This is a genomic window from Arachnia propionica (assembly GCF_003859805.1).
Classification (GTDB): Bacteria; Actinomycetota; Actinomycetes; order Propionibacteriales; family Propionibacteriaceae; genus Arachnia; species Arachnia propionica_C.
In genome coordinates this window covers 35,952-59,102 of the sequence record NZ_RQZG01000014.1, presented here as the reverse complement: position 1 = coordinate 59,102, position 23,151 = coordinate 35,952, and the positions used below count along the sequence as shown (strand labels likewise).

The window sequence follows — 23,151 nt, the reverse complement described above, 5'->3', positions numbered from 1 at the left end:
TGGGCCCCGACCAACCTGGTCGGGGCCCATCGTCGTCTCCGGGGTGATCTCAGCTGCGCTGCCTGACCACGGCACCCTTCGCCTTCGCTGCGTCCCGGAGCCCGGCCTGGAACTGCACCATGCGTTCTAGGAGCACCGGGTCGGTTGCGGCCAGCATCCGCACCGCCAGCAGCCCGGCGTTGCGGGCATTGCCCACCGCGACGGTGGCCACCGGGACACCCGACGGCATCTGCACGATCGACAGCAACGAGTCCATGCCGTCGAGATGTTTCAACGGCACGGGAACCCCGATCACCGGGAGCGGGGTCAGGGCAGCGAGCATCCCGGGCAGATGGGCGGCTCCCCCGGCCCCGGCGATGATCACCTTGAAACCCTGCTCGTGGGCACCGCGACCGAAGGCCACCATCTCCTCCGGCATCCGGTGGGCACTGACGACATCGGCGTGGTGACCCACCTCGAACTCGTCGAGGGCCTCCGCAGCCGCGCGCATCGTCGGCCAGTCGGAGTCGGATCCCATGAGGATGGCGACATCAGGCATCGGGGTCTCCCATCAGGTATCGGGCGGCATGACGGGCGCGGGCGAGTGCCCGGTCCCGGTCCGAGTCACAGGCGGTGACGTGTCCCACCTTGCGGCCCGGGCGAACCTGCTTGCCGTACAGCTGCACCGCGACCTCGGGGTCGCGGGCGTGGACGTGCTGCAGTGCCCCGGTGAGGTCGGTCTCGGCACCACCCAGCACATTGGCCATCACCGCGACGTCGCAGGTCATGGCAGGGCTGCCGAGCGGCAGGTCCAGCACCGCCCGGAGGTGGTTCTCGAACTGACTGGTGCGTGCCCCGTCGATGCTCCAGTGCCCGGTGTTGTGGGGCCGCATCGCCAACTCGTTGACCACCACCCGTCCGTCACGGGCGGCCATCAACTCCACGGCGAGCACCCCGACGACGTCCAGCTCCCCCGCGATCCTGAGCCCCAGTTCCTGGAGTTCCGCGGCCTTCCCATCGGGAAGTCCCGGTGCCGGGGTGATCGTCTCCACGCAGACGCCGTCTCGCTGCACGGTCTCGGAGACCGGGTAGACCACGGCCTGACGCGGGGAGCGGGCGACGACGACGGACAGCTCCCGCTCGAAGTCGATGAACTCCTCCGCGACGATCACCACCTCCTCCCCCGCAGAGACCTCCGGCTTGCCCCGGAACGGTTCGGCAGCCTCGTCGGGAGCATCGAGCCGCCACACCCCCTTGCCGTCGTAGCCACCACGGGAGGTCTTCGCGATGATCGGCCAGCCCTCCTCCCGGCCGAAGGCCAGCAGCTGCTCCTCGTCGCGGCAGATCGCGAACCTGGGGCAGGGCACCCCCATCCCGGACAGCCGTTGCCGCATCAGGGCCTTGTCCTGGGCGAACTGCAGGGCGTGAGGGCCGGGCCTGACCGCCACCTCGTCACCAAGCCTCCGCAGCAGTGCGGTGGGGACGTGCTCGTGGTCGAAGGTGATGACATCGCAGTCACCGGCGAAGGCGGCAAGTGTCTCCTCGTCGTCATGGTCGCCCACCGTCGTGAGGGGGATCACCTGGGCCGCGGAGGCATCCGACGCCTCGGCCAGCAGACGTACCTCGATGCCCAGCGCGATGGCAGCCTGCTGCATCATGCGGGCCAGCTGGCCACCCCCGATGATGCCGACCCGGTAACGACGATCCACGGGGTGGATCCTACTATCGTGCCTACTCCTGGTCAGGGACCCCGTCGAAGAGCAGATCGGCGATGATCGTGTTGACCCGTTCCACGCCGGGCACATCGGGCAGTTCGAGGGGTTCGTCCGCGGCGGTCTCCAGGACAAGGGTGCCGCAGCCCAGCATCCGGTCGGTGACGGAACGCTCGTAGGTGACGTTGTTGATGCTGCGCAGTGGCAGATCGTGTCCCGTCTTGTTGAGGATTCCCTTCCGGGTGATGATCCGACGGTTGGTGACGGTGTAGGTGGAGGTCCGCCACCTGAGGAACGGGATGACCGTGAGCGCGATGACCACCACCAGCACCAGGGCGATCAGGGCGTAGATGCTCCACGGCCGCCAGTCCGTGGGAAGCCAGGCCAGCAGGACACCGAACACGGCCGCCGTCGCGAAGAGTGCCATGAGCGGCCAGAACATCGCCTTCATGTGGGTACGAAGGTGGAGGACGACTTGTTCGTCACGGGCCAGGAGGTCTTGCTTCAACGCCATGCCCACCAGTCTGTCATGCTCTCGGTTCTCGGAGGCCGGGTTCCTCGAGACGGGCGTGGATGACATCCCCCACCGCGAAGGTCCGAAGGCCCTGATCCGTGCGGACGACGATCCTGCCGTACCGGTCGATGTCGTACCCGACGCCCGTGACACCCTGTTCGCGCTCGACCACGATCCGAAGCTCGGCCCCGATGCTGCTGCACAGCTCTCGGTACTCCGAGCGCACGTCACCGGTCTCCTGCCAACGGCGGTAGCAGGTCTCGAACTGGGCCAGGATCTCGGCCACCAGCTGGTCGCGGTCCTCGGGGAAACCTGCGACCCTGAGGGAGGTCGCGGTGGGGATGGGCAGCTCCGCCTCGGTCATCGTGATGTTGACCCCCAGCCCGACGACCGCACGCGCCCCGTCGGGATGCTCGACCCGTTCGCTGAGGATGCCACACACCTTGCGGCCGTCGATGAGGACGTCGTTGGGCCACTTCAGCTGCACCCGACCGGGCTCGGGCGCGATCTTCTCCAACGCCCCCCGCACCGCCATCCCGGCCAGCAGGGACAGCCACCCCCACCGGTCGAAGGGTTGTCCGGGTACCAGCAGCATCGACATCGCCACACAGGCCCCGGCAGGACTGGTCCAGGTCCGGTCCAGTCGGCCGCGCCCTGCGGTCTGCTCCGACGCGACCAGTACCGTGCCCTCCGTCGCCCCGGCTCGCGCCCGGGACACCAGGTCGGCATTGGTGGAGCCGGTGCTCTCCACCCACGTGATCTCCCGCCACAGGCTCATCGTCATGGGCACACGATAGGGCTTCGAGACGGAAACCGCTGTCTCGGGGCAGGTTGCCGGGTAGGGTGCCCGGTATGGAGATCGACATCCACACCACCGCCGGCAAGGTGGCCGACCTGGGGCGTCGTATCAACGAGGCGATCCACGCCGGGTCCACGGCCGCGGTCGAGAAGCAGCACGCCAAGGGCAAGATGACTGCCCGTGAACGGGTGCTGGCCCTGCTCGACGAAGGGAGTTTCGCCGAGCTCGACGAGTTCGCCCGCCATCGTTCGACCAGCTTCGGCATGGACGCCCGCCGCCCCTACGGTGACGGCGTCGTCACGGGCACCGGAGCCATCCACGGTCGTCCCGTGTGCGTCTTCTCCCAGGACGTGACGGTCTTCGGCGGTGCCCTGGGTGAGGTCTACGGCGAGAAGATCGTGAAGATCATCGACTTCGCGTTGAAGACCGGCTGCCCGCTCATCGGGATCAACGAGGGCGGTGGGGCCCGGATCCAGGAAGGGGTGGTCTCGCTGGCCCTCTACGGTGAGATCTTCCGCCGCAACACCCGGGCCTCCGGCGTGATCCCGCAGATCTCCCTCATCATGGGAGCTGCTGCGGGTGGCCACGTCTACTCCCCCGCCCTGACCGACTTCGTGGTGATGGTGGACCAGACCTCGCAGATGTTCATCACCGGTCCGGAGGTGATCAGGACGGTGACCGGTGAGGACGTCTCCATGGAGGAGCTGGGGGGTGGGCGCACCCATTCCAGCCGGTCCGGCAACTCCCACTACCTGGCCGCCGACGAGACCGATGCCCTCGAGTACGTTCGTGACCTCATCAGCTACCTGCCCCAGAACAACCTGGAGGATCCCCCGGTCTACGACGACGCGGAGGTGGACCTGACGATCACGGACCACGACCGCGAGCTCGACCACCTGATCCCCGATTCCGCGAACCAGCCCTACGACATGCGTCAGATCATCCACAACGTCCTCGACGACGAGGAGTTCCTCGAGGTGATGCAGCTGTTCGCCGCGAACGTCATCACGGGTTTCGGACGCATCGAGGGCCGACCCATCGGCATCGTGGCGAACCAGCCCACGAATTTCGCGGGATGCCTGGACATCGACGCCTCGGAGAAGGCAGCGCGTTTCGTGCGCACCTGCGACGCCTTCAACATCCCGGTGCTGACCTTCGTGGATGTCCCGGGCTTCCTGCCCGGGGTGGGCCAGGAGCATCAGGGCATCATCCGCCGTGGGGCGAAACTGATCTACGCCTACGCCGAGGCCACGGTGCCACTGATCACCGTCATCACCCGCAAGGCGTACGGCGGGGCCTACGTGGTGATGGGCTCGAAGCATCTCGGGGCGGATGTGAACTTCGCCTGGCCGACGGCGCAGATCGCCGTGATGGGGGCGCAGGGCGCGGTGAACATCCTCCACCGCAGGACCCTCCAGGACGCCGAGGACCCGGAGGCGCTGCGTCAGCAGCTGATCACCGAGTACGACGACGAACTGGCCAACCCGTACGTGGCGGCGGAGCGCGGCTACATCGACCAGGTGATCTATCCGCACGAGACCAGGTCCCAGATCATCCGGGTGCTGCGGTTGCTGCGTTCGAAACGTGAGCAGCTGCCACCCAAGAAGCACGGGAACATCCCGCTGTGAGCGGCGTCGAGGGGGTGGTGGAACAGCCCCTGTTCACGGTCTCGGGTGGCGCCACCGACGAGGAGCTCGCCGCGCTCGTCGCCGTGCTCAGTGCCGCCCTGACCCCTGACACCCTGAAACCAGCAGCCGACCGTCCGCTGGCGGGAGGCTGGAAGTCCTACTACCGCACGGTGCGCACGCCCCTGGTCAATGGCCGTGACGCGTGGCGCACCTTCATCCGATTCTGATGAGACTCATCCTCGCATCCAAGTCACCCTCGAGGCTGGAGCTGCTGCGCCGCGCCGGTCTCGATCCCGAGGTCATGGCCAGCGACTTCGACGAGTCGACCGTCACCGAGTCCCGACCGCTGGACCTGGTCCAGACCTTGGCACGTGCCAAGGGGGAATCGGTGGCGGCGCGGGTCACCGATGACGCCGTCATCGTCGCCTGTGACTCGGTGCTGGAGTTCGACGGCCGGGCCCGGGGGAAACCCCGCTCCCCCGAGGTCGCCGCCGAGCTCTGGCGACGCATGTCCGGCAGACAGGGGGTGCTCCACACCGGGCACTTCGTGCTGGTGCGACGCGACGGTTGGGAACAGCGGGCCCTGCGTGCCGCCAGCACCGTGGTGCGGTTCGCCGACCTCACCGAGGACGAGGTGCTGGCCTACGCGGCCTCGGGCGAGCCCGAGAACGTCGCCGGCGCCTTCACCATCGACGGTCTGGGTGGGGCCTTCATCACCGGGATCGACGGTGACCCGCACAACGTGGTGGGACTGTCCCTGCCCCTGCTGCGGCAGATCCTGCTGGATCTGGGCGTGCAGTGGCCGACGCTGTGGCGGCACCACCCCTCCGGCCTCGGCACGTCCGACCGCGGCTCCCACAAACCATCGATGCCTGGCTGATCGGCCAGCACCTCCTGTCCTGCCGTGCCCGGGAGCACGACATGGTCACCCGTGTTGCTCGACGTGACAGCCGGGCAGGCCTTCTTCCACCGAGGGGGGTCGATCCCGCCGGGTGGGGAGTGCTAACTTTAGGCCTTGTGGCAGTACGCCGAATCGGCACTGAACGGCCCCCCTTCCCGTGACACAAGAACCAGGAGACCCCGATGACCGACGAGACCTTCGCGATGGTGCGACGCGGTTACGATCCAGCCCAAGTGGATTCCGTGCTTCGTCGTATGCGCCAGAGCCATGCCGCCGCCATTCAGGAAGCAGCCACGCAGACCGTGGAGATCAACGACCTGAACCAGGCCCTCGAGGCCGCCCAGCAGGAGGTGGCCTCGCTCAAGGAGAAGATCTCCGACCTGGAGGACCAGGCCACCAACGCCCAGGCACAGGCTGCGGCCCGGACCACCGACTTCTCCGCCCTCGGTGAGCGGATCGGGAAGATCCTCAACCTTGCGCAGACCGAGGCCGACGACATCCTCGACCGGGCCAAGCAGGACGCCGAGGCCATGCAGGCCCAGGTGGAGGAGGAGGTCGAGCACTCCCGCAACTCGGCGGACTCGTACGCCTACGAGACCCGCTCCAAGGCCGATGCCGACGCCGCCCGGGTCCTGCTGCAGGCCAAGTCCGACGCCGAGGAGCTGCTCGACGCGGCTGAACGCGAGTCGTCGGCCCGGCGCCAGGAGGCAGAGGCACTGTTCGAGAAGCAGCGTGCCGCCGCCGGTGCCGCCGCGGCCGAGTTCGAGGCCTCGCTGGCGGAGCGTCGGGACCGCGCCGCCGAGGAGTTCGCCTCCCAGATGGCCACCCACGAGCGCGCCCTGAGCCTGGCCAGCAGCAAGGTGACGGAGGCCCAGAACGAGGCGGAGCGGATCATGACCCAGGCCCGCACCGATGCCTCGGCCATGCAGGAACGCGCCACCCAGGAGTCCCGTTCCATGCTGGAGAGCGCACGTGCCTCGGCCGAACGGGTCAAGCGGGAGTCCGAACGCGAACTGGCCGCGCTGGCCGCCCGTCGCGACTCCATCACCGAGCAGCTCGCCAACGTCCGCACGATGCTGGCCACCCTCGGGGAGAGCTCCCTCAGCATGGGGGCACCGGCCGTCGCGGCGCAGCTGGAGGCGGCTGCCGTGCTCCCGGGCGAGGTGGGTTCCCCCTCCTCCGCCCAGTGACCGCTACTCCCGGTCGGTGCGCAGGCTGAGGGCGCTGTACTCCCCGGTCACGGTGAACGCCCCCTGCCAGGGCTCCCTGTGGAACAGCAGGGAGCCCGCACCGTCGGCGGTGATCTCGTAGCCCGCGGCGGGCAGGTGTTCCCGCAACCAGTGGGTGAGTTCCTCACCGGACGGCTTGGCCATCACGAGGGTGACGTTGTTCGCCATGTCCACCTGCTCGACGACGAGCACCTGTTCCGGCAGCCAGAGGTCGTCCGGGCCGTTGCGGAACCCGAGTTCCGCGAGCGGGATCCCACCGCTCGGCCGGGACGGCACCGCCGTGGCGGACGGACTGACGGACACCTCGATGGGCCCGGGCGCCGCTGAACATCCGGCCAGCAGCGCCACGCTCAGTCCCCCGGCCAGGAGTGACGTGACGAGTGGGCCTCTCACCAGCCCTCCAGATCAGTCACGACCTCCGCAGGGTCGGCCAGGCAGATCCGCACCAGTGCGTCCAGGCGCTCCTGCCGAGGTTCGGGCAACCGGTCGACCGGGAACCATCCCCAGTCGCACGCCTCACCATCACCGATGCCGGGTTCCCCACCGACGAGTCGGGCCCGGAAGCCGTGGTCGAGGAACTGGCAGCGGTCCCCGTTGACGTAGGTGATCTCATCCATGACGACCACCCACAGCAGTCGTTCGACCTCGATCTCGACGCAGCCCTCCTCCATCGCCTCCCGCACCACGGTGGTGGCGGGATGCTCCCCCGGCTCCACGATGCCCGCGATCCCGGCCCAGTCCCCGTTGTCACTGCGCCGGAACAGCAGCACCTCCGGTCCGGTCCCGCCATCACGCAGGACCAGTGCGTTGGCCCCCATCAACCACAGCGGAGCATGTCCGATGTGACGTCTCAACTCCGTGATGAACCCTGGTGTTGCCATGTCCCAACTCTACGGTTCTCCCGAAGCGGCCGGGCTTCGCACTACACTGCCGAGCAGGTGAAACCTCTGGAAAGGATGTGCATCGTGGCCATCTCGAAAGTCCTGATCGCGAATCGAGGCGAGATCGCCGTTCGGGTGATCCGTGCCGCGAAAGACTCAGGAATCGCCTCCGTCGCGGTGTACGCCGACTCGGATGCGGGGTCCCTGTTCGTGAGGCTCGCCGACGAGGCATTCGCCCTGGATGGTGCCACCCCGGCCAACACCTATCTCCATGTCGACAAGTTGCTCACCGTCGCGCAGCGCTCCGGCGCGGATGCGGTCCACCCCGGTTACGGTTTCCTGGCTGAGAACGCGGAGTTCGCACGCGCCGTCATCGATGCGGGACTGACCTGGATCGGCCCACCACCCGAGGCGATCGAGAAGCTCGGGGACAAGGTCAGGGCCCGTCACCTGGCGCAACGGGTGGGTGCCCCACAGGTTCCCGGCACCGCGGATCCGGTCGTCGATGCCGACGAGGTGGTCGCCTTCGCCGAGCAGCACGGGCTCCCCGTGGCCATCAAGGCGGCTTTCGGGGGTGGTGGCCGCGGGCTGAAGGTGGCGCGCACCCTGGCGGAGATCCCGGAACTCTTCGACTCGGCGACGAGGGAGGCGGTCACCGCCTTCGGACGGGGCGAGTGCTTCGTCGAGCGCTACCTCGACGCGCCCCGGCACGTGGAGACCCAGTGCCTCGCGGACTCCCACGGCAACGTGGTGGTGGTCTCCACCCGGGACTGCTCGCTGCAGCGTCGTCACCAGAAGCTGGTGGAGGAGGCACCGGCACCGTTCCTCACCGCTGAACAGCAGGACCTGCTGTACCGCTCCTCCAAGGACATCCTGAAAGAGGCCGGCTACGTCGGGGCCGGTACCTGCGAGTTCCTGGTCGGGCGCGACGGCACCATCTCCTTCCTCGAGGTCAACACCCGCCTGCAGGTCGAGCACCCCGTCTCAGAGGAGGTGACCGGCCTGGACCTGGTCAAGGAGATGTTCCGCATCGCCGCCGGTGAGCCCCTCGGCTACGACGATCCACCGGTTCGGGGACACTCCATCGAGTTCCGCATCAATGCCGAGGACGCGGGACGAGGGTTCATGCCCGCCCCGGGGACCCTGGTGAAATGGCACGCCCCGACCGGACCGGGGGTACGTGTCGACGAGGGTTACCACGCCGGGATGACCGTTCCCGGTGCCTTCGACTCCCTGGTGGCGAAGGTCATCGTCACCGGGGCTGATCGCCCTGAGGCCCTCTCCCGTGCCCGACGGGCCCTGAACGAACTGGTGGTGGAGGGGATGCCGACGGTGGTGCCCTTCCATGAGGCGGTGCTGCAGGACCCGGCCTTCGTCGCCGTCGACGGAGACTTCCGGGTCCACACCCGCTGGATCGAGACGGAGTTCTCCGGCGGGATCCAGCCCTACACCGGGATGCTGGGCGAGCCCGATGACCTCGGGGAGCCCGAGGTCATCACCGTGGAGGTCAACGGCCGCCGCATGGAGGTGAAGCTACCCGGCGGTTTCGCCACCCGTGGCAGCGGTTCCGCCCGGTCCCCGAGACGCCCCACGAAACGGGACCGCGGTGGTGCGAAGGTGCTGGCCCCCAGCGGCAACGCACTGCCCTCCCCGATGCAGGGCACCGTGGTCAAGGTCTCGGTCACTGAGGGCGAGGTCGTGGAGGAGGGTCAGGTCGTGGCCGTCATCGAGGCCATGAAGATGGAGCAGCCCCTGACGGCGCATCGTCCGGGGCAGGTCACGGAGCTCGCGATGGCCGTCGGCCAGAGTGTCAGCGCCGGGGACGTGCTCTGCCAGATCGTCGATCCCGAGTGATCACACCGGTCTGCCCCGCCGTCGCAGGAGGTCACCGATCCCCGGGCCCACGACGTGGCTGCTCATGCCGGGCTCACCCCGAGGCACTGGTCCATGTCGAGGGCGGGCAGGGCCGCGCTGGGCACGGAGACCACCTTCGCGGGTACCCCTGCCACCGTCGTGTGCGGGGGCACATCCTTCAGCACCACCGATCCGGCCCCGATCTTGGCCCCCTGGCCGACGGTGATGTTGCCGAGCACCTTGGCCCCCGCCCCGATCATCACGCCACGCCCGATCTTCGGGTGGCGGTCTCCCCCCTCCTTGCCGGAGCCACCGAGGGTCACCTCGTGGAGCATCGAGAAGTCGTCCTCCACCACGGCGGTCTCACCGATGACCACACTCGTCGCATGGTCGAACATGATGCCCTTGCCGATGCGTGCCGCCGGATGGATGTCGACGGCGAAGACCTCGGAGATCCGGGACTGCAGGTACAACGCCAGGGCCCGACGCTCCCGCATCCAGTACGAATGGGCCACCCGATAGGCCTGGATGGAGTGGAAACCCTTGAAGTAGAGCAGCGGGTTGGCATAGCCGGGGGTCGCGGGATCACGGGTCACGACGGCCTGCAGGTCGGCCCGGATGGCGCGTTGGATGCCCTCCTCCTCCTGCAGCACCCCGAGGATGATGTCGCGCAGGCTCAGGGCAGGCAGGGTCGCGTTGTCCAGCTTCGCGGCCAGGATGTAGGCGAGGGCGGTCTCGAGATCGGGCTGGCTCAGCACCACGTGGGACAGGAAACCGGCCAGCAGGGGCTCACTGGCCGCGGCTCGGCTGCACTCATCGCGGATCGTGTCCCAGATCAGGTGGTCGGCAACGATGCGTTCCGGGTCCATGGGCCCTCCTCACAGTGGAGCGTCGACGTCACTGGTACAACTCCCGGACCGGGCCGATCATTCCCGTCCCGGTTCAGGAGGTGAGCCTCGCCGTGACGATCAACGTGAACCCCGCCACCTCGGGGTAGGCGAGATCGACCTGCCAACGGTCCCTGGTGAGCGTCGCGGACTTGAACATCTCCGGTTCCCCGGCGCCGACCTGTTCGTAGCCGAGCGCGTCGTACTCGGCCAGCAGGGTGTCGAAGGCCGAGGCGTCCTCCACGGTGTAGGTCAGGGTGTAGGTGTCCTGGCTCCCGATGGCCGAGACGAGTTCCCCGGCCGGCAGCGGGCAGTCATCGCTCTGGTACCCCTCCGGGATGCGTGGCCCGGCGTCGTGCCGACTGGCCGCGGCCGGTGCCGGGGCCTGCTCCGCGGACTGCTCGTGCGGGGCACACCCCACCATCAGCACCCCGGACACGACGATGGCCGCTCCAGACATCACTCGACCCATCCCCCGCAGCACCATGATTCCTCCCCCACTGAAGACTCGTCCCTCGAGTATGGGGCAGGACGAGGCCGAACGGGGGGATTTCCGCCCGCCGCCCGGGACGTGTCGCGCCCGGCGGCGGGGAGGACTCACTCGTCGGCGGTGCGGACCCCGATGGTGAGCAGCAGGTTGGCGTAGAGCCGCTGATCGGCGGAGATGATGACGACGGTGACGTCCTCGGCCTTCGCGGCCTCGTAGAAGTCCCAGCGCGGGATCTCGTCGAAGGTCACCCCGGGCAGGGCCTTCCGGTACTCGTCGTGGGCGGGGATCGAATCGGGACGTTCGATGCCGACCGCATCGGCGGCGGGCACCATCAGTCCGGCCCGTTCGATGGGCACGGCCTGCTTGAGCACGTCGAGGATCTGGGAGACGTCCAGCAGCCCCGGGGCGAGGTTGAGATGGATCCGCTCCGCACTGGCCGGGGCCCCACTCGCCGCCGGGTAGTTGCCGTCGGTGATGAGGATCTTCCCACTGTGACCGCTGCGTCCGAGGGCGGCCAACAGGTCAGGATGGATGAGGGGACCGTTGAGCATGTCAGGAACCTTTCGTCGATTGCCGGATGATGAGTTCGGGGCTCAGCAGGGTGTGTTCCGCCGGCCGGTCGTCGATGAGCGCCGCCAGGTGGGCGACGGCACACACCCCGACCTCGTGGTGGGGTTGACGCAGGGTGGTCAGTGGTGGCAGGAAGTTCGCCGAGCCCTCGGCGTCGTCGAAACCGACCACCGCGACATCCCCGGGGATCTCCCGGCCGTGCTCGGCCAGCCATCGCATCGCGCCGAGGGCCAGGTGGTCGTTGCTGGCGAAGACCCCGTCGATGTCGTCCGGGAACTCCTGCGCCGCCACGTGGCCGTCACCCGCCGACCAGGACCTTCCGGAGACCTTCCGCGGGGTGACCCCGGCCGCCTCGCAGGAGGCCAGGAAACCGTCACGGCGCTCGTGGGCGTCGAGCCAGTCGGATGGGCCGCACAGGTGCAGCAGCCGTCGCCTGCCGATGCTGAGCAGGTGCTCGGTGGCAAGCCGTGCTCCCAGACCCTGGTCGATGGCGACTGAGGCGACGTCGTCGGGCAGGCCGTGACGTTGCCCGACGAAGACCGCGGGCACCCTGTCGTGGAGCACCGAGACGAGATCGGCCGAATCCGCGTGCCCGCCGAGCACGACGACCCCGTCCACCCCCAGGGGCACCAGCTCGTCGAAGGCGGGGTTCTGCTGATCCGGGACCGCCGAGACCGAGGTCTGGTAGCCCCTCGACCCGAGCTCCTGGACCACTGACAGGAAGGTGCGCGCATGGCCACCGAACAGTGGGGTGGCGTTGATGATGTGGATGACCCCGGTCCTCCGGTTGGACAGGGATCGTGCGGCCAGGTTGGGACGGTAGCCGAGCTCCTCCACCGCCTGCTGCACCCGCTCCCGGGTCTCCGGGGCGACGACGGCGGCGCCGCGCACCACGCGGGAGACGGTCTGGCTGGAAACCCCCGCCAGCCTCGCGACATCGGCGAGACTGGCGCGTCTGCTCCCCCCGGCCATCATGGCTGGTGCGTCCGGGTCATGGCCGTGGCGGCGATCACCTCGTTGCGTTGTTCGGGTTGCAGGGCACCACTGACCTCGAACTGCACGAGAAGGGAGCCGAGTGTGGAGGCCTCGGCCGGGCCGGCCAGCACGGGCACCCCGAGCGCCGTGGCGGTGAGGTCGCACAGCAAGGTGTTGCGGGAGCCACCACCCACCAGGTTCAGCCTGGTCAGGGGTTCCCCGGTCAGGGCCGAGAGGTCGTGGACGGCGCGGGCGTAACGCTCTGCGAACGACTCGCAGAGGGCACGCACGAGCTGCCCCTGGCTGATCCCGACCGGCGCCCCGGCCTCCTCGAGGGCGGCCGTGACCCGCTCCACCATCGATCCGGGGTGCGCGTACTGTGGGTCGTCGGGGTCGATCGTCACCCCCAGGGAGGCGGCCGCGGCCGCCTCCTCGAGCAGGGCGACGATGTCGCTCTCCAGCCCCTTGTCCTGCCAGTCCCGCTGACACTCCTGGAGGATCCACAGCCCGGTGATGTTGAACAGCGGCCTGACCCCGCCCTCGGCCCTGGCCTCGTTGGTCAGCCCGAGCGCACGCGCGTCGTCGCCCATGAGGGGTTCGTCACGCAGCACCCCGAGCACCGACCAGGACCCGGCGGACAGGAAGCAGGTCGGGGCGTCGTCACGCTGCAACGCGGCCACCGCACAGGCGGAGTCGTGGGCCCCGGCCCGGACGACGGTGAGCTGCTCCAGTCCGTCGACGCTGCAGGGACCGACGACGCTGCACTCGTGGGTCAGCTCCCCGACCCAGGAACGCGGGATCCCGAGGGCCTCGAAGACCTCCTCGGACCATGCCTGCGCGCCCGGTGCACACAGTCCCGAGGTGGATGCGATGGATCGGGACCAGCCGCGCACCCCGGTCAGCATGTAGGTGAACCAGTCTGGCAGGAAGAGGATCTGGTCGGTCTCGGCCGCGACGTGGGCCTCCTCGGTGAGGAAGGCGAAGAGCTGGTTGGAGCTGTTGATGGTGGCCGGGGCGATGCCCGTGAGCTCCCACTGCCGGGACTCGGGAAGCCGCTCACGATAGGCCTCGAGGGTTCGGCCGGTGCGTTCGTCACGATAGCAACGGGCCGGGGTGAGGGGGTTGCCGTCGGCATCGAGCGGCACCCAGTCCACCCCCCAGGTGTCGACGCTGACGGTGGTGGCGTCGGGGAACCGCTCGATGGCGAGCTGCAACCCACGAACCACCTCACTCCACATGGCGACGAGGTCCCAGCACAGGTACCCCGCCTCCTTCGTGGCGGTGTGTGGGAACCGGTGGACCTCGGTCTCGGTGACCCGGCCGTCCTCGAGGACACCTGCGATGATGCGCCCCGAGGAGGACCCCAGGTCGACGGCAAGGGCGGTGGCTGGCACTTCATCCTCCTGTTCTTGGGTCTTGACCCCATCCTGCCCGGTCACGGCCCGGTTCGCGCGGCGGGGTCAGGATGTGGGGGAGACGACCCCGTCGTCTCCCCCACTCCTCGTGCTCAGGCGTAGAGCGGGCCGAACTGGGCGCAGGCCCGGTAGTCGGCCCCCTCCAGGTCGGCGGTGCCGAAGCTGAGCCAGTTCTTCGGACGGAAGATCTGCTCGGCGGGCACGTTGTGCATGTTGACCGGGATGCGCAGCATCGAGGCCAGGGTGATCAGGCGGGCACCGATGTGACCGTAGGAGATGGCACCGTGGTTGGCCCCCCAGGCGTTCATCACGTCGTAGACGCTGGTGAAGGCACCCTCCCCGGTCAGGTTCGGGACGAACCAGGTGGTCGGCCAGGTGGCATTGGTGCGGTCCTCGATGATGGTGGCCGCCTCGTCGGGCAGCTCGACCGTCCAGCCCTCGGCGATCTGCAGCACCGGGCCCAGGCCGTCGACCCAGTTGATCCGGCACATCGTCACCGGCACCTCACCGGCGGAGCGGAAGTGCGTGGAGATGCCACCACCCGGGAAGTACTCGTAGATGGCGGGGGCGAAGGTCGAGGCCTCCAGCATCGCCTTCTGGTCCTCCTCGGTGACCTCCCACCACGGCTTGATCACGTGTTCGCCGTCACGGGTGGCGGCGAAGGAGCCGTCGAGGGTGGTCGGTCCGGAGTTCCGCAGGTCGATGATGCCGCCGGAGGCGCGCCCCTCGAGCCTGTGACCGGTGACCCGTTCCACGGCCTCGGGAGACCAGTAGGTGCGCACGTCGCTGAACAGCTGGGCGGTGTTGGTCAGCAGGTGGTTGAACAGCATCGACGCCCCGTTGAGCGCATCGTTCTCGGTGGCGAGGATGTAGGGGGTGCGGGTGCCGTCCCAGTCGAAGGTGGTGTTGAGGATGGTCTCCATGAGGTCACCGTTGGGGAAACCGTCGGTCCACTGCCGCTGCCCCTGGAAACCGGCGGCCAGGGCACCACGTCCGAGTGCCTCCTCGCCCCAGCCCTTCTCGGCCAGCCGCGGGTTGCCGACCATCAGGTCACGGGCGATCAGCGTCATCTTCACCGAGTAGCTCCACCAGTCGTCGTGCAGCTCCGGCTTCTGGTTCTCCGGCGGGTTGTAGTCCTTGCCGGGGGTGAAGTTCTCCCTCACCCAGGCGTAGGCCCGCTCGTACTCCTCGACGTCGTAGATCTCCTCGTTGACGCGCCGCGCGAACTCGCTCATGTCGACGTACTCGTTGCGCATCCCGAGGTACTTGCTCCAGAACTCGTCCTTGACGACGGAGCCCGCGATGCCCATCGACACCGCACCCATGGACAGGTAGGAGGTGCCCTTCATCTGCGCCACGGCCAGACCGCAGACGGCGTAGTCCAGCAGCCGCTGCCGCACCTCGTCGGGGATCGTCTCGTCGTCGGCGTCCTGGACGTGCTCGCCATAGATGCCGAAGGCCGGGATGCCGAGCTGGGTGTGCCCGGCGAGTGCCGCCGCCAGGTAGACCGCGCCGGGACGCTCGGACCCGTTGAAGCCCCAGATCGCGTGCGGCATGGTGCGATCCATGTCGATGGTCTCGGTGCCGTAGGCCCAGCACGGCGTCACCGACAGGGTGAGCCCGACGTTCTCGCGCTTGAACTTCACCGCGGTGGCCTGGGCCTCGGCGACGCCGCCGATGGTGGTGTCGGCGATGACACACTGCACGGGGCTGCCGTCGGGGTGACGCAGTTCGGCCTCGTAGAGGGCCGCGACCCGCTTGGCCATGTTCATGGTCTGGTCCTCGAGGGACTCCCGGACGCCGCGACGGCGGCCGTCAATGATGGGGCGGATACCGATCTTCGGATGATTCGTCATGTTGTTCTCTCTTGCTTCGTTGTGGCTTGACCGCTGCTGGTTCCTTCACTCACCGATGCGCGGGAACCGGTCATGGGAGAACCCCGTCGGGCAGGACGGCCTGCCCGACGGGGAACAGGTGTCACTCGTAGAGGTTCGGCTTGATGTCCTCGGCATCGATGTTGGTCTTGTCGTACCAGGCGAAACCGGAGTCGATGGTCTTCGGCAGCGAGTCACCGTTGATGGCCTTCACGGCCGCCACCACGGTCTCACATCCCATCTTGACCGGCGACTGGGTGACGGCACCGGCCTGCTTGCCCTCCTTGATCGACTGGATCTGGATCTTGCCGGAGTCGAAGCCGACCACCTGCAATCCCTCCTTGTTGACCTCGTTCGCGGCCTGGACGGCACCGGTGGCCGCAGCCTCGTTGGTGCCGTAGATGCCGACGAGGTCAGCGTTGGACTGGATCATCGACTTGGCTGCTCCCGTGGCCTCCTCGACCTTGCCCGCGGTCAGCGGCTCGAGCAGCTTGATCTCGGGGGCATTGCTCTTGATGTACTCCTGGAAGCCCTCGCAGCGCTGCTTGCCCGTGGCGGAGGTGAGGTCATGGCAGACCAGCCCGACGGTGCCCTTGCCACCGGTGAGTTCGACCATGTGCTTGGCGGCCTCGGCGGCAGCAGCCTTGTTGTCGGTGGAGACCGTGGTCAGCGGGTCATCGGAGTCCACCCCGGAGTCGAAGGCGATCAGCGGGATCTTGGCATCCGAGATCTTCTTCAGGGTGTCGGCGGCGGCCTTGGTGTCGAGGGCGGCGAAACCGATGGCTGCCGGATTGGTCTTGAAGGCGGTCTCGAGCTGGTCGATCTGGATCGAGACGTCCTGCTCGCTCGGGGGACCGACGAACTCGACCTTGTAGCCGAGATCCTTGCCGGCCGCGTCGGCACCTTCCTTCACGGCCTGCCAGAAGCGGTGCTGGAACCCCTTCGAGACCAGGTAGACGGTCTTGCTGCCATCACCCTTGGTGACATCCGACGGGATGTCACAGCTCACCGTCTGGGACGCCGTCGAGGACTCGCCACCGGAGGAGCTGCTGTTGGCGGTGCCGGGCGCAGCCGAGGTGGAACAGGCGCTGAGACCGAGAGCCAGCAGCGCGGGAACGGCCAGCCACTTCGAGTTGAGTCGCATGGTTCTTCCTTTCAGGTCGAGGACCGTGGTCCTCATGAGGGTGGGCTTTCACTGCCCGGGTTCATTCGTGTGGGAGGAGGTTCGGGATTGGTCACACGGCGGATGCGCGTGCTCGTCGGACGTTGTCGGCGAAGACCGCGGCCAGGACGATGACGCCGATCACCACGTACTGCCAGAACTGGTTGACCTGCATCATCTGCAGGCCGGTGAGGAGAGTCTTCATGAGCACCGCACCGACGAAGGTCCCGATGATGTTCGCGCGTCCACCTGCCAGCGAGGTGCCACCGATCACGACTGCGGCGATGACGTCGAGTTCGTAGCCCAGGCCCTCACTCGGCTGGACCACGGCGGTGCGGGCGTTGAAGACGATGGCGCCGATCGCCATGAACACCCCGGCCGTGACGTAGACCATCGTCTTCCAGAACTTCACGTTCACCCCGGACAGCCGGGTGGCCTCCTCGTTGGAGCCGATGGCCAGGGCGTAGCGTCCGAGCAGGGTCTTGTTCAGCAGGACCGAGGCGATCACGGTCAGGATCACGAAGAGGATGGCGGCGTTGGGGATTCCCGGGATGAACTCCTGGCTGCCGAAGAGCTTGAAGTCCGGGTTCTCGATCGGCATCGGGTTGGCGTTGGAGATCACCAGGGCCAGGCCCTTGGCGACCATCATCATGCCGAGGGTGGCGATGAACGGGGGCAGCCCCAGCACGGAGATGTTGAATCCGTTGACCGCTCCGACGAGGCCACCGAACAGGATGGCGAGGACCAGCCCGACCGCCAGCGGCAGGTTGAGGAAGTTGCCGCCCAGGAAGAAGGCCGTCATCACACCGGCCAGCGCCATCCCCGTCCCCACTGACAGATCGATGCCACCGGTGGCGATGACGAAGGTGGCGCCGAGGGCCATGATGCCGATGGCGGCCGAGCGGAGCAGGATGTCGGACAGCACTGCCGGGTTGCTGAATCCCGGCGCCGCGAACACGAAGATCAGGTAGATCACGATCAGCGAGCCGAAGACGAACAGTTGCTGCATCGACGACTTGAGGATGGATGATGTGGTGCGGCTGTTCTCGGGCACGGTCGTGGTGCTCACGCGGCTTCTCCGTTCAGTTGCGCCTTGCCGAGCGTGGCAAGTTCCATGATGTTCTCCTGGGTGGCGTCCTCGTTGTCGAGGATTCCGGTGATGTGGCCGTGGGCCATGACGGCGATGCGGTGGCTCATGCGGAGCACCTCGGGCAGTTCGGAGGAGATCATGAGGATCGCCTTGCCCTGGGCGCACAGCTGTTCCAGCAACTCGTAGATCTCCTCCTTGGCCCCGACGTCGATGCCGCGGGTCGGTTCGTCGAAGATGAGGACCTCGCAGTTGCGGATCAGCCACTTCGCGATGACGACCTTCTGCTGGTTGCCGCCCGAGAGCTTGCCGAGCAGCTGGTTGACCGAGGGGGTCTTGACCCGGAGCTTCCTGCTGTACTCCTCACCGACGGTACGGATCTTGCCGTCGAGGATGAAACCACCGATGTTGAAGTCCTTCATCGCGGCCATCACGGCGTTCTGCTTGATGTCCTGCTCCAGCAGCAGGCCGAACTGCTTGCGGTCCTCGGACAGGTAGCCGATGCCGGCCCTGACCGCGTCGGCGGCGTTGCGGACGGGCACCTGTGCACCGTTGATGGTGATGGTGCCGCTGCTGCGCGGGTCCGCCCCGAACACGCAACGCGCCACCTCGGTGCGTCCGGCCCCCATGAGTCCGGCGAATCCCAGGATCTCTCCCTTGCGGACCTCGAAGTTGATGTCACGCAGCAGCTTCTTCGTGCTGAGGTTCTCCACCTTGAGCACCACGTCGTCGCTGATCGGGGTGTTGCGCGGCCTGGCCTCGGCGGAGACCTCGCGGCCCACCATCATCGAGATCACCTCACGCATCTCGACGTCCTTCGTGGTGACGGTACCGATGTACTGGCCGTCGCGCAGCACCGAGACCCGGTCGGTGATCTCCTCGATCTCCGGCATCCGGTGCGAGATGTAGATGAGTCCGGTGCTCGGGGAGATGAAGTCGCGGATCATCCCGTAGAGCGCCTCGGTCTCGGCGACGGTGAGGGCCGCGGTCGGCTCGTCCATGACCAGCACGCGCGAGTTGTAGGACAGGGCGCGGGCGATCTCGACCATCTGCTGCCGCGCCACCGACAGGTCACCGATGCGGGCCCTGGGGTCGATGGTCATGCCGAGGCTCTCGAACAGCTCCGCCGCCTGGCGGTTGAGCTTGGCGTCGTCGATCCAGCCCGCCCGGTGGGATCCCGGGCGACCGATGTAGAGGTTCTGGGCCACCGTGAGGTCGGGGACCATGTTGAGTTCCTGGTGGATGATGGACAGGCCCAGTTCACGCGCGTGGTTGACGCCGTTCACCTGCACCGGTTCTCCCTCGATCCAGATCTCCCCGCCCGGGTCGGCGGTGTAGATCCCGGTGAGGATCTTCATCAGCGTCGACTTGCCGGCCCCGTTCTCACCGCACAGGCCGAGCACCTCACCGGCGTTCAGGTCGAGGTCGACGCCCTGCAACGCCTTGACACCAGGGAAGGTCTTGCTGATGTTCCTCAGCTCAAGCAACTTCGCCACGTGCACTCCTTCGTGTCTCTTCCCTCAGGTTCCGACGACCTTGGCGCTCGTCCTCCCTTGAGTGATGCTAACGCTAACATCACTCCCCCCGGACTCGTCAAGGACGTTACGAAAGCGTTATCACCGAATGGCAGAACGCCTTGTCAAAGCCGTATGCGAGCTCCCTCTCCGCGCACCGGGACTGCACGCGGGCACACGAAGGGCCGGGACCCGTCACACCGACGGGTCCCGGCCCTCGACTGACCGATGGGACGGCTCAGGCGTGAGTGCCCGCGGAGCGCAGGTACTCGCAGGCCTCGACCACCCGGGCGGCCATGCCGGCCTCAGCGGCCTTGCCCCACGCACGGGGGTCGTACTGCTTCTTGTTGCCGACCTCGCCGTCGATCTTCAGCACACCGTCGTAGTTGCGGAACATGTGGTCCACGACGGGGCGGGTGAAGGCGTACTGGGTGTCGGTGTCGATGTTCATCTTGATGACGCCGAAGTCCACCGCGTCGGAGATCTCCTGCGGGGTGGAGCCGGAGCCACCGTGGAACACCAGGTCGAAGGGCCGGTCCTTGCCGTACTTCGCGCCGACCGCGTCCTGGATCTCCTTGAGCACCTCGGGACGCAGCTTCACCGCACCCGGCTTGTAGACACCGTGGACGTTGCCGAAGGTGAGGGCGGTGATGTAGCGGCCCTTCTCGCCCAGGCCGAGGACCTCTGCGGTGCGCATGCCGTCCTCGACGGTGGTGTAGAGCTTGTCGTTGATCTCCGCGGAGACGCCGTCCTCCTCACCACCGACGACACCGACCTCGATCTCGAGGATGATGTTGGCCTTGGCGCAGCGCTCCAGCAGTTCATCGGCGATGGAGAGGTTCTCCTCCATCGGCACGGCCGAGCCGTCCCACATGTGGGACTGGAACAGCGGCAGCTGACCGTTCCTCACGCGCTCCTCGGAGATCGCCAGCAGCGGACGGACGAAGCTGTCCAGCTTGTCCTTCGGGCAGTGGTCGGTGTGGAGGGCCACGTTGATGGGGTAGTTCTTCGCCACCTCCTGTGCGAAGGCCGCGAAGGCGGCGGCACCGGCGACCTTGTCCTTGACGGTGGGACCGGAGAAGTACTCGGCACCGCCGGTGGAGACCTGGATGATGCCGTCGGAACCGGCCTCGGCGAAGCCCTGGAGGGCGGCGTTCAGCGTCTGGGAGGAGCTGACGTTGATGGCCGGGTAGGCGAACTTGCCTTCCTTGGCCCGGTCGAGCATCTGGGCGTAGACCTCAGGAGTTGCAACAGGCATGGTGCCCCTTTTCGTGTCAGGCGTGCGTTACAGGGTTCAGCCTAGCGCCCTGCACGGTGAGCACGTCCACCGGGGTTTCAGGAACAACTAGAACATCTTGTCCATGTCGGAGACGTCCAGCCGCACCCTGCCCAGGGAACGGGCACCCACGGCCGAGTCGATGGCCGCCGGCATCGCGTCGAGGAAGCTGATCGGCACCGAGGCCACAGGACCTCCGGCCACCTCCATCACGAGCTTCGGCCCCGATCCGAACCCGCTACCGCTGACCTTGAGTGCCGAGATCTCCGCCCAGGAGGCCTTGGCGCTGACGGGCTGCACGAACTCCAGCCCCTCCGAGTCGATGTAGAGCGCCACCCCCTGACCGATCGAGGCGAGATCCCGTTTCGCCTGCTTCAGCCAGAACATGCTGAGCCCGATCCAGAAGGCCGTGCTCAGTCCCCACAGCAGCGCCGCCCCGGACAGCAGCCAGGGTTCCGGCCTGACCACCCACCACAGCACCAGCAGCACCACCGCCGACACCACGGCGATGATGATCTGGTAGCGCAACCGTCCCCGTTGCTGCGCCACCCGACTCGCGGTGGGCAAGGGGGTCAGTTCGACGGCGAATCGCTCGGGGCTCATGACACGAATGGTAGAGGGTGCTGCAGGCTCCAGTGGTACATCGCGATGGCAGCGGCCGCGCCCGCGTTGAGGGAACGGGTCGAGCCGCGCTGGGTGATGGCCACCAGCGTGCTGCAGTTCGCCACCATCTCCTCGGTCAGACCGGGCCCCTCCGAACCGAACACCAGACAGCAGTGCCCGGGCAACCGTGCGGTCTCCAACGGAACCGACCCCGGCAGGTTGTCCACCCCCACCAGGGCGATGCCCCGCTCCTCCAGCCAGGCCTTCAGTCCCTGCTCGTCGGCATGGTGGTGGACGTGGAGGTACCGGTCGGTGACCATCGCCCCGCGACGGTTCCACCGTCGCCTCCCCACGATGTGGACGCCACCGACGTTGAAGGCGTTGGCGGTGCGCACGATCGAGCCGATGTTGAAGTCGTGCTCCCAGTTCTGGATCGCCACGTGCAGCCCGGACCGGGACCGGTCCAGGTCCGCCACGATCGCCTCGAGCCGCCAGTAGCGGTAGCGGTCGATGACATTGCGGCGATCCCCGTGTGCCAGCAGCTCCGGATCGAGACGGGGGTCACCCGGCCAGGGTTCCGGGTGCGGGCCGACCCCGACGACCGGCGCGGTCGGGTCCTCGGTCACAGGCCGAGATCGGCCAGGCCGAGGGCGTACCGGTACTCCAGGCCGGCCTCCGCCACCTTCTCGGCAGCCCCCGTCGCACGATCGACCACCACCGCGACGGCGACGACCTCAGCTCCTGCCTCCTGCACCGCGCGGACGGCGGTCAGGGCGGAACCACCGGTGGTGGAGGTGTCCTCCACCACCAGCACCCGGCGACCGGCGACCTCGGTGCCTTCGATCAGCCGCTGCATCCCATGGGCCTTGGACTCTTTGCGCACCACGAACGCATCGAGCCGACCTCCAGCCGCGGCCCGGGCGTGGAGCATCGCGGTCGCCACCGGGTCCGCCCCCAGGGTCAGGCCACCCACGGCGTCGAAGTCGAGGTCCGCGACCAGCTCGTTCATGACCCGACCCAGCACCGGCGCCGCCGCCCCGTCGAGGGTCACCCGCCGCATGTCGACGTAGTGGTCGGCCTCCTTGCCGGAGGCGAGCGTCACACGCCCACGCACCACCGCCAGGTCCTTCACGGCCTGGACGAGACTCTGCCGATCATTCATTTCAGCTCCTTGTCAGTGAGCCTCCCGAAGGCCACCGAGACATCGGGGCCGGGGAGGAGATCCTCATGCGTGGTCACCGTCAGCAGGGCCTGGGACGGCACCTCGTCGCGTCCGGGCACCGGGTCCAGCACCCACTGCTCATCACGACCCACGGTCAGACCGCCGGGGGCCGAGATCAGCTCGTAGGTGACGATCTCGGTGGCGGTCTCCACCTGGACCGTGGTTCCCGGCGGGAGCTCGAACCATCCCCGCAGCGGCTCCCCCGAGGTCAGCCAGCGCCCTGCGACGGCGAAATTGCCGATCTCCCCCGGTCTGGCGCTCCCGGGATACCAGCCGAGCCCATCGGTCAGCTGCTCATCGGCCACCCCGGCCCGGACGGGCCACTCCACCCGGTCCTCCAGCGCCGGGATGCGCATGATCCACGCGGCCTCACCCTGCACCGGAACCGTCTGCCCTGCCGCCCAGCGCTCCCGCAACGCCGCGACCTCCCGGGCGGCGTGCTCCCTCCCCAGAGCGGCCGTTCCCCAGACCTGCCAGGCCACGACCCCGCCCCCGGCCAGCACCGCGGCCAGGAGCAGGACACCCACCACGAGGGTGACGGGGAAACGCGATCGTCTGGTCACAGCTGCCAATTCTCCC

25 protein-coding genes are annotated in these 23,151 nt (G+C 67.9%); 5 read left to right on the top strand and 20 right to left on the bottom strand.

Translation table 11 applies throughout. The features are described 5' to 3' along the window. Positions 1 to 49: 49 nt before the first annotated feature. Genes purE through EII34_RS11620 form a run of 4 tightly spaced genes read right to left on the bottom strand, consistent with a single transcriptional unit; the run spans position 50 to position 2,989 of the window. A complete protein-coding gene (purE, locus tag EII34_RS11635; protein ID WP_185711315.1) occupies positions 50 to 538 on the bottom strand; it encodes a 5-(carboxyamino)imidazole ribonucleotide mutase in 489 nt (162 codons plus the stop codon). Beyond that, entirely contained in the window at positions 531 to 1,688 is a 1,158-nt protein-coding gene (locus EII34_RS11630) for a 5-(carboxyamino)imidazole ribonucleotide synthase (protein WP_260425139.1), read from the bottom strand. The genes purE and EII34_RS11630 overlap by 8 nt, the downstream gene beginning before the upstream one ends. Positions 1,689 to 1,710: 22 nt before the next feature. Next, positions 1,711 to 2,205, bottom strand: a complete 495-nt coding sequence (locus EII34_RS11625) for a PH domain-containing protein (protein WP_124845329.1) — start codon at positions 2,203 to 2,205, stop codon at positions 1,711 to 1,713. Positions 2,206 to 2,218: 13 nt separating this feature from the next. Beyond that, positions 2,219 to 2,989: a biotin--[acetyl-CoA-carboxylase] ligase gene (locus tag EII34_RS11620; RefSeq protein ID WP_124845328.1), complete on the bottom strand. Its 771-nt coding sequence runs from the start codon at positions 2,987 to 2,989 to the stop codon at positions 2,219 to 2,221. Between the two features lie 68 nt (positions 2,990 to 3,057). Between EII34_RS11620 and EII34_RS11615 the strand changes: the two genes are divergently transcribed. From EII34_RS11615 to EII34_RS11600, 4 genes are all read left to right on the top strand, one after another. Next, positions 3,058 to 4,632: an acyl-CoA carboxylase subunit beta gene (locus EII34_RS11615; RefSeq protein ID WP_124845327.1), complete on the top strand. Its 1,575-nt coding sequence runs from the start codon at positions 3,058 to 3,060 to the stop codon at positions 4,630 to 4,632. Beyond that, positions 4,629 to 4,859, top strand: a complete 231-nt coding sequence (locus EII34_RS11610; protein WP_395858090.1) for an acyl-CoA carboxylase epsilon subunit — start codon at positions 4,629 to 4,631, stop codon at positions 4,857 to 4,859. The genes EII34_RS11615 and EII34_RS11610 overlap by 4 nt, the downstream gene beginning before the upstream one ends. Further along, positions 4,859 to 5,512: a Maf family protein gene (locus EII34_RS11605; protein WP_311767290.1), complete on the top strand. Its 654-nt coding sequence runs from the start codon at positions 4,859 to 4,861 to the stop codon at positions 5,510 to 5,512. Before EII34_RS11610 ends, EII34_RS11605 begins: the two co-directional genes overlap by 1 nt. Before the next feature lie 203 nt (positions 5,513 to 5,715). Further along, positions 5,716 to 6,723 carry a coiled-coil domain-containing protein gene (locus EII34_RS11600; protein WP_124845326.1) on the top strand — a complete coding sequence of 336 codons (1,008 nt, stop codon included), beginning with the start codon at positions 5,716 to 5,718 and terminating at the stop codon, positions 6,721 to 6,723. A gap of 3 nt (positions 6,724 to 6,726) precedes the next feature. On the opposite strand, the gene EII34_RS11595 is transcribed toward EII34_RS11600, so the two are convergent. Both EII34_RS11595 and EII34_RS11590 read right to left on the bottom strand, forming a co-directional pair. Further along, the gene (locus EII34_RS11595) at positions 6,727 to 7,155 is read right to left on the bottom strand and encodes a YajG family lipoprotein (RefSeq protein WP_124845325.1); all 429 of its coding nucleotides are present in this window, start codon (positions 7,153 to 7,155) and stop codon (positions 6,727 to 6,729) included. Further along, a complete protein-coding gene (locus tag EII34_RS11590; RefSeq protein WP_124845324.1) occupies positions 7,152 to 7,643 on the bottom strand; it encodes an NUDIX hydrolase in 492 nt (163 codons plus the stop codon). The genes EII34_RS11595 and EII34_RS11590 overlap by 4 nt, the downstream gene beginning before the upstream one ends. 75 nt (positions 7,644 to 7,718) lie before the next feature. Between EII34_RS11590 and EII34_RS11585 the strand changes: the two genes are divergently transcribed. Next, positions 7,719 to 9,497, top strand: a complete 1,779-nt coding sequence (locus tag EII34_RS11585; RefSeq protein ID WP_124845378.1) for an acetyl/propionyl/methylcrotonyl-CoA carboxylase subunit alpha — start codon at positions 7,719 to 7,721, stop codon at positions 9,495 to 9,497. 62 nt (positions 9,498 to 9,559) lie between these two features. On the opposite strand, the gene cysE is transcribed toward EII34_RS11585, so the two are convergent. From cysE to EII34_RS11515, 14 genes are all read right to left on the bottom strand, one after another. Continuing rightward, on the bottom strand, positions 9,560 to 10,366 hold the full coding sequence (cysE, locus tag EII34_RS11580) for a serine O-acetyltransferase (protein WP_124845323.1): 807 nt from the start codon (positions 10,364 to 10,366) through the stop codon (positions 9,560 to 9,562). A 73-nt stretch (positions 10,367 to 10,439) separates the two neighbouring features. Next, positions 10,440 to 10,844, bottom strand: a complete 405-nt coding sequence (locus EII34_RS11575) for a hypothetical protein (RefSeq protein ID WP_124845322.1) — start codon at positions 10,842 to 10,844, stop codon at positions 10,440 to 10,442. A gap of 137 nt (positions 10,845 to 10,981) precedes the next feature. Next, complete coding sequence (locus EII34_RS11570) at positions 10,982 to 11,425, bottom strand: RbsD/FucU domain-containing protein (protein WP_124845321.1); 444 nt, start codon at positions 11,423 to 11,425, stop codon at positions 10,982 to 10,984. 1 nt (position 11,426) lies between these two features. Then, complete coding sequence (locus EII34_RS11565; protein ID WP_124845320.1) at positions 11,427 to 12,419, bottom strand: LacI family DNA-binding transcriptional regulator; 993 nt, start codon at positions 12,417 to 12,419, stop codon at positions 11,427 to 11,429. Continuing rightward, positions 12,416 to 13,813 (bottom strand): rhamnulokinase, encoded by a 1,398-nt coding sequence (locus EII34_RS11560; protein WP_124845319.1) that lies wholly within the window; start codon positions 13,811 to 13,813, stop codon positions 12,416 to 12,418. The genes EII34_RS11565 and EII34_RS11560 overlap by 4 nt, the downstream gene beginning before the upstream one ends. 113 nt (positions 13,814 to 13,926) lie before the next feature. After that, positions 13,927 to 15,690: an L-fucose isomerase gene (locus EII34_RS11555; RefSeq protein ID WP_124845318.1), complete on the bottom strand. Its 1,764-nt coding sequence runs from the start codon at positions 15,688 to 15,690 to the stop codon at positions 13,927 to 13,929. A gap of 121 nt (positions 15,691 to 15,811) precedes the next feature. Then, positions 15,812 to 16,852: an ABC transporter substrate-binding protein gene (locus EII34_RS11550; protein WP_124845317.1), complete on the bottom strand. Its 1,041-nt coding sequence runs from the start codon at positions 16,850 to 16,852 to the stop codon at positions 15,812 to 15,814. Between the two features lie 91 nt (positions 16,853 to 16,943). Further along, positions 16,944 to 17,939: an ABC transporter permease gene (locus EII34_RS11545; RefSeq protein ID WP_260425138.1), complete on the bottom strand. Its 996-nt coding sequence runs from the start codon at positions 17,937 to 17,939 to the stop codon at positions 16,944 to 16,946. After that, entirely contained in the window at positions 17,936 to 19,453 is a 1,518-nt protein-coding gene (locus EII34_RS11540; protein WP_124845316.1) for a sugar ABC transporter ATP-binding protein, read from the bottom strand. Before EII34_RS11540 ends, EII34_RS11545 begins: the two co-directional genes overlap by 4 nt. Before the next feature lie 256 nt (positions 19,454 to 19,709). Then, on the bottom strand, positions 19,710 to 20,729 hold the full coding sequence (fbaA, locus tag EII34_RS11535; protein WP_124845315.1) for a class II fructose-bisphosphate aldolase: 1,020 nt from the start codon (positions 20,727 to 20,729) through the stop codon (positions 19,710 to 19,712). Between the two features lie 87 nt (positions 20,730 to 20,816). After that, positions 20,817 to 21,350, bottom strand: coding sequence for a hypothetical protein (locus EII34_RS11530; RefSeq protein WP_124845314.1), 534 nt, complete (start codon positions 21,348 to 21,350; stop codon positions 20,817 to 20,819). Next, a complete protein-coding gene (locus EII34_RS11525) occupies positions 21,347 to 21,976 on the bottom strand; it encodes a TrmH family RNA methyltransferase (RefSeq protein ID WP_124845313.1) in 630 nt (209 codons plus the stop codon). Before EII34_RS11525 ends, EII34_RS11530 begins: the two co-directional genes overlap by 4 nt. Next, entirely contained in the window at positions 21,973 to 22,512 is a 540-nt protein-coding gene (gene pyrE / locus EII34_RS11520) for an orotate phosphoribosyltransferase (protein ID WP_124845312.1), read from the bottom strand. The genes EII34_RS11525 and pyrE overlap by 4 nt, the downstream gene beginning before the upstream one ends. Continuing rightward, the gene (locus EII34_RS11515; protein ID WP_124845311.1) at positions 22,509 to 23,135 is read right to left on the bottom strand and encodes a sortase domain-containing protein; all 627 of its coding nucleotides are present in this window, start codon (positions 23,133 to 23,135) and stop codon (positions 22,509 to 22,511) included. The genes pyrE and EII34_RS11515 overlap by 4 nt, the downstream gene beginning before the upstream one ends. Positions 23,136 to 23,151 lie beyond the last annotated feature (16 nt).